This is a genomic window from Variovorax sp. 01T439_2, from assembly GCF_056398445.1.
On the sequence record NZ_JBFTPJ010000306.1, the window covers coordinates 1 to 5,964 of the forward strand.

The following is a 5,964-nucleotide window of genomic DNA, read 5'->3' on the forward strand; positions in this document are numbered from 1 at the left end:
CGTCTCGGCACTGGTCTTCTCGGCAACGACGATCTCCACGAGCTCCATCCTGTCGGCAGGTGAAAAGAAGTGCAGGCCGATGAAGCGCTCGGGCATGCTGACCGCTTCGGCTAGCCCGGTGATGGGCAGGGTCGACGTGTTGCTCGCGAAGACGCCGTCTGGACGCAGGCACGGCTCGGCTTCGCCGGTCGCGCGGCCTTTGAGCGCGCGATCCTCGAACACCGTCTCGATAATGAGGTCGCTGCCGTCCAACGCCGACACCTCGGCGGCGGGCTCGATGCGCTCCAGAATCGCAGCCTGCTGAGACGGCGTCATGCGCCCCGCATGCACACGCTGATCGGTCAGACGGCGGACACGCTCCTTGCCGGCCTCGGCAAATTCGATGCTCACATCCTTCAACACCACGTTCAGACTGTGCGCTGCACAGACCTGCGCGATCCCGGCCCCCATCATGCCCGCCCCCAGGATGCTTACCTTGCCCGCTTGCCACGGCGCGACACCCTGTGGGCGTGACCGCCCCCGCCTGACGGCATTGCGGTCGAAGAAGAGTTGGATCAGGTTGCGCGTGACAGGGTGTGTCAGCAGGCCGACGAGCGCTCGCGTTTCCAGCCGCAGCGCGGTGTCCACATCCAATTGCGCCCCTTCCACCATGCAACTCAAGGCCGCTTCAGCGGCTGGGTATCTCCCCCTCGTCTTTTGGAAAAGCATCGCCGGCGCCAGCATCTGCAGCGGTGCCAGCTTCGGACAGCCCGGCGCGCCGCCGGGGATGCGGTGTCCCTTGACCTCCCAAGGCTGCTGCGCCTGTGGATGGGCCTCGATCCACGCCAATGCAGCCTCGCGCAGCGCTGCGGCGGCGCCGAGACCGGACGGCACCACGGCGTGTACGAGACCAGCATCTCGTGCTGCGCTCGGACTCATCACTCGGCTCTCCAGGATGTACGGCATGGCGGACTCGAGCCCTAGCAGACGCACGAGTTTGGTCACGCCTCCCCCCGCGGGAATCAGGCCGAGGCCAACCTCCGGAAAGCCGAGTTGCACTCTGGCATCGTCGACAACCACGCGGTGGTGCGCGCACAGTGCGAGCTCGAAGCCGCCGCCCAGTGCGCTGCCGGCAATGCACGCCACCACCGGACAGCCCAAGGTTTCCAGTCGGCGCAGCAGCTTCTTGCCCGCCTCGGTGCGCGCAAACACCTGCGCGGGATCGGCGGGCCACTGCGCAAGCACGTCCTTCAAGTTGGCGCCGGCAAAGAACGTGTCCTTGGCGGAAGCGAGGATGACACCGCGTGGCCGGCTGCCCCCTTCGCTCATGCGATCGAGCGCGGCTTGCATGTCGGTCCGCCAAGCATCGTTGAAAGTATTGACAGAGGCATCGAGATCGTCGAAGGTCAGTGTGACAACGCCAGTGCCGGTGTCGAGGTCGTACTGAAGAGTCTTCATGGAGTTCAGATCCGTTCGAAGATGGAGGCGATGCCCATGCCGGCGCCGACGCACAGCGTGACCAGTCCATAGCGCAGCTGGCGCCGTTCCAGCTCATCTAACAGTGTGGTGACGAGGATCGCGCCGGTAGCGCCCAGCGGGTGCCCCAATGCGATCGCACCACCGTTGACGTTGACCTTCTCGTGCGGCACCTTCATGTGCTTCATGAAATGCAGGGGTACGCTCGCAAACGCCTCGTTGACTTCGAACAGGTCGATCTGGTCGACCGTGAGGCCGGCGCGCTGCAGCGCTTTGCGCGCGGCTGGCACCGGACCGGTCAACATGAGGGTCGGTTCACTGCCGGTGAGCGCAACTGCCACGACGCGCGCGCGCGGCGTCCATCCCAGCGCAGCGCCCACACGCTCATTGCCGACCAACACCGCAGCGGCGCCATCCACGACGCCCGAACTGTTCCCTGGGGTGTGTACGTGCCGGACGCGGTCGAGTTGCGGATAGCGGCGCAGCGCGACGGCGTCGAAGCCCATATGGCCGGCCTGCTCGAACGAAGGCTTGAGCGCCGYCAAGCCAGCCATCGTGCTGTCAGGCCGCACGAATTCATCGTGGTCCAGGATCATCAAGCCGTTGCCATCGCGAATGGGTACGACGCTGCGTGCGAAGCGTCCTTCGGCCAGCGCCCTTGCGGCGCGTTGCTGCGAAGCAAGTGCATAGGCATCCACGTCCTCACGGGTGAATCCCTCAGTCGATGCAATAAGGTCGGCGGAGATACCTTGCGGCACAAAAGCGTTGTCGATGCTCGTGCGCGGGTCCAGCGCCCACGCTGTTCCATCGCTGCCCATGGGCACCCGACTCATGCTTTCGATGCCTCCCGCGACGATCAAGTCATCCCATCCCGAGCGCACGCGCTGCGCGGCTTGGTTGATGGCATCCAGGCCGGAAGCGCAGAAGCGGTTGATCTGGATGCCACTGGCGTTCCAGTCCCAGCCCGCCGCAAGCGCCGCGATCTTCGGCAGACAGCCCCCCTGGTCTCCTACGGGTGTCACGATGCCCATGACCACATCGTCCACGCGAGCCGTGTCCAGGCTGGTGCGCTGCTGCAAGGCCCGCAGCAATCCGACAGCTAGTGTGATCGGCTTGACCTCGTGCAGCGAGCCGTCGGTCTTGCCCTTGCCGCGCGGAGTGCGAACGGCGTCGTAAACAAAGGCCTCATTCATAGGAAGTGCGGCTGAAGCTATTCGCCACGCCGGGCTTCGATGTCACGAATCAAGGCACGCGCCTCGTCGCCTTCCGGGATGGGCTTGCCGCTGTCGCGCCACTGGATTGCAGCCTTGAAGCCCGCCTCCTGCGCATAACGGCGGAACCATAGGCCCTCGGGGTTGTGGCGCGTGACGCCGTCGAACACAGTCGCGAACATCTGTGTCTGCTCTAGGCCCATCGTCAACATTGCCTGATTCACTACCATCTTGTGCATGGCCAGATGGCTGCGCGGCACGCCGGCGATGCGCAAGGCCAACTGCATCGTGCGCTCCTCGAGTTCGACGGGCGGAGCCACGAGATTGGCCAGGCCCCAATCCGCGGCCGTGCGGCCGTCGAGCACATCGCCGGTGAACATCAACTGCTTGGCCCGCGCCGGCCCGAGTCGGTAGGTCCACATGGCGGTGGTGGGACAGCCCCACACCCGCGTGGGCATGTAGCCGATGCGCGCGTCCTCGGCCATGACCAGCAGATCGCAGCACAGGGCGATGTCGCTGCCGCCGGCCACTGCCGCGCCGTGCACCTTGGCAATCGTGGGTTTGGGGCTGCGCCACAGACTCATGAAGTCCTCGGTGTAGCGCTTCATGCAGGCGTAGTCCACCATCGGATCCCACGGGTACCGCTCCTGCTGGCAGGGATGATCGGCCTGCTGCTCGGCAGTGTCTACGAGGTCGTAGCCACCGCAGAAGCCCTTGCCGGTTCCCTCGACGACGATGACATGCACCTCGTCGTTCGCATTGGCCCATTCGACCGCCGCTCGGATTTCACCGGGCATCGCATGACTGATGGCGTTGAACCGCTCTGGGCGGCTAAGAAGCAGACGGGCGACACGCGGGGATTGCGCGTCCTGTTCGATGGTCAGGGTGGAAAAGGTGGGCACGGGATTCCTGTCTCTGGGATGGTTCATTTCAGCATCAGGCCACTGCGCCTCCGTCGGAGAGCAACTACGCAGTCAGCTATGACTGTTTTTAACAGTCACTTGTGACTGTTATCGTCTCTTTTGTGACATGTCGATGTGGTGGTACTTCATAAACTGCCCCACGATGACAGTTCAATCACTCCTCCCAGTGACGGCATTGCCCAAAGGCCGATTCCGATACCGCAGTGCCAGCGGTCCCAATCGAGACTATGGGCGGTCGCACGTGCCGAGGCAGGGGTGGCGCGATGCTGAAGGCCGAGCGCAAGGCCCGCAAGTACGGCGATGGGGCGGTGCATTCAATGTTTTCATCCATCGATGCGTGCCCCGCCCAGGCGGCTATCGCGACCATGACCTGGAAYTCCTGCGCAGCTTGGCGCTGTCCAGCGTCCTGCGCAGTCCTGTGAAACGGCAGCAACTGATCACGCAATGGGTCCACGCGGCCCGGATTCTTCTGGAGACAATGCCATGAGCCACGACTTTCCCGACCCGACACTGTCGCACCTGCCTGCTGACACTTCGGTACCTCTGCTCCTAATGACCACCGGCGATGCCTTGCGGGACGCGGCACGACGCCATCCGGAGCGCATCGCCTTGGTCGAAGTCATGCCGCCGGGCCTGCCGTCGCTCACAGGCGCGAGCGACACGGCGCGCCGCTGGACGTATGCGGAACTGCTTGCTCAGGCCGAACAATGCGCGCACTGGTTGCTTACGCGCTTCACTCCTGGCGAGCGCGTCTGTCTCTGGGCGCCCAACGTGCCTGAGTGGGTCATCCTGCAATACGGCGTGGCACTGGCAGGTCTGGTGCTCGTTACTGCCAACCCGGCGCTGCGCAGCGCCGAACTGCGCTACGCGTTGCGCCAGTCCCGCTGCACCGGGCTGCTGTACACGGCTGAATTCCGCGGCACCGACATGGCCGCAGTCGCGCGTGAGGTGGCAGGAGAAGTGCGCGAGACCTTCTGTCTGCTGAATTGGCAGACCGAGGTCCGCACGCACTCAGCCCGAGGCGAGCTACCGCATGTGCAAGCGCTGGATCCGGCCCAGATCCAGTACACCTCTGGCACCACCGGCAACCCCAAAGGAGCACTGCTGCATCACGCGGGCCTGGTTACAAGTGCCAGGCTGACATGCAACCGGGCCGGCATCGAGGCCAGCGTCGTAATCAGCCCCATGCCGCTGTTCCACACCGCAGGTGCAGTACTCAGTTCCCTGGGCTGTGTGACAACCGGATCGACCTACGTGCTGCCGCTGCTGTTTGAGCCTGAAACGCTCATGCGGGCGATCGCATTAGAGCGCTGCGACGTGTTCTATGGTGTTCCGACCATGCAGATCGCGATGCTTGATCACCCCAAGCGCGACCAGTACGACCTCAGCACTCTGCGTGTTGCCATCTCCGGCGGCGCCCCCGTTCCGCCCGAGCTGCTGCACCGCATCGAAACCGGCTTTCATTGCGATCTGCTGACGCTCTACGGACAGACCGAATGCAGCCCGACGATCAGCATGGTCGGCCCCAACGACAACCAGGAGGACAAAGCAACGACAGTGGGCCAACCTCTGCCACAAGTCGAAATTCGCATCGCGGATCCCGCCTCGGGAAAAACCCAATCCGTCGGAGCTGAAGGGGAAATCGAAGTGCGCGGCCCTCAGTGCATGCTTGGCTATTTCGAGATGCCAGAGGAAACTGCCCAGACAATGCGGCCCGATGGCTGGTTGCGCACTGGCGATCTCGGCACCCTGGACCGGCGCGGCTATCTACGGGTCACAGGCCGACTCAAGGACATGATCATTCGCGGTGGCGAGAACATCTATCCCGCCGAGGTCGAGGCGCGTCTGATGGAGCATGCCACCGTTGCCATGGCTGTGGTATTCGGCATCCCTGACGCCAGATGGGGCGAGGTGGTGGGCGCGGCCGTGCAGATCCGAGCGGGTATGCCGCTGCCGGCGGCCGAGGCGCTGCGCGCGCACTGCCTCTCAATGCTTGCGCCTCAAAAGCTGCCGACTGTCTGGTTCAGTTGCGACGCCTTTCCGCTGACGGCGTCGGGGAAGGTGCAGAAATTCCGCCTGCGGGAACTCGCCGAGACGAATCAGCTGACTCAAATGGTTTAGCCCAGACCAGATCAACTTTCTTGACAGGAGACATCCCATGAAGCTTGCCATCAAAATTGCTACGGCAATCGCCGCCTTAGCCTATGCCACTGCTGCCTCCGCGCAGAGGGGAGAAACCGTCAAGATCGCCTGGATCGACCCCCTGTCAGGTCTGATGGCACCCTCGGGCTCGAACGCGGTCAAGACCTTCCAGTTCTTTGCCGACAAGTTCAGCGGCTCGAACAACCCGGCTGGTGTGAGGTTCGAGGTAGTGC

Annotated in this window: 4 protein-coding genes and 1 pseudogene; 2 read left to right on the plus strand and 3 right to left on the minus strand. The window is 63.9% G+C overall.

Features of this window, described 5'->3' with window-relative positions:
* From AC1DOC_RS15860 to AC1DOC_RS15870, 3 genes are all read right to left on the minus strand, one after another.
* Nucleotides 1-1,437 (minus strand): 3-hydroxyacyl-CoA dehydrogenase NAD-binding domain-containing protein (locus AC1DOC_RS15860; RefSeq protein ID WP_478130062.1); only part of this gene is annotated, 1,437 nt, incomplete at its 3' end.
* A 5-nt stretch (nucleotides 1,438-1,442) separates the two neighbouring features.
* On the minus strand, nucleotides 1,443-2,648 hold the full coding sequence (locus AC1DOC_RS15865) for an acetyl-CoA C-acetyltransferase (protein ID WP_478130063.1): 1,206 nt from the start codon (nucleotides 2,646-2,648) through the stop codon (nucleotides 1,443-1,445).
* Between the two features lie 17 nt (nucleotides 2,649-2,665).
* Nucleotides 2,666-3,568, minus strand: coding sequence for a crotonase/enoyl-CoA hydratase family protein (locus AC1DOC_RS15870; RefSeq protein WP_041945796.1), 903 nt, complete (start codon nucleotides 3,566-3,568; stop codon nucleotides 2,666-2,668).
* 504 nt (nucleotides 3,569-4,072) lie between these two features.
* Between AC1DOC_RS15870 and AC1DOC_RS15875 the strand changes: the two genes are divergently transcribed.
* Together AC1DOC_RS15875 and AC1DOC_RS15880 are read left to right on the plus strand one after the other, a co-directional pair.
* The gene (locus tag AC1DOC_RS15875; protein WP_015865916.1) at nucleotides 4,073-5,710 is read left to right on the plus strand and encodes an AMP-binding protein; all 1,638 of its coding nucleotides are present in this window, start codon (nucleotides 4,073-4,075) and stop codon (nucleotides 5,708-5,710) included.
* Nucleotides 5,711-5,747: 37 nt separating this feature from the next.
* Nucleotides 5,748-5,964: pseudogene (locus AC1DOC_RS15880) on the plus strand (branched-chain amino acid ABC transporter substrate-binding protein); the annotation flags it as partial.

Excerpts from the sequence above, each read along its gene's own strand:
- AC1DOC_RS15875 (WP_015865916.1), top strand. The coding sequence starts at position 4,073 with ATGAGCCACGACTTTCCCGACCCGACACTGTCGCACCTGCCTGCTGAC.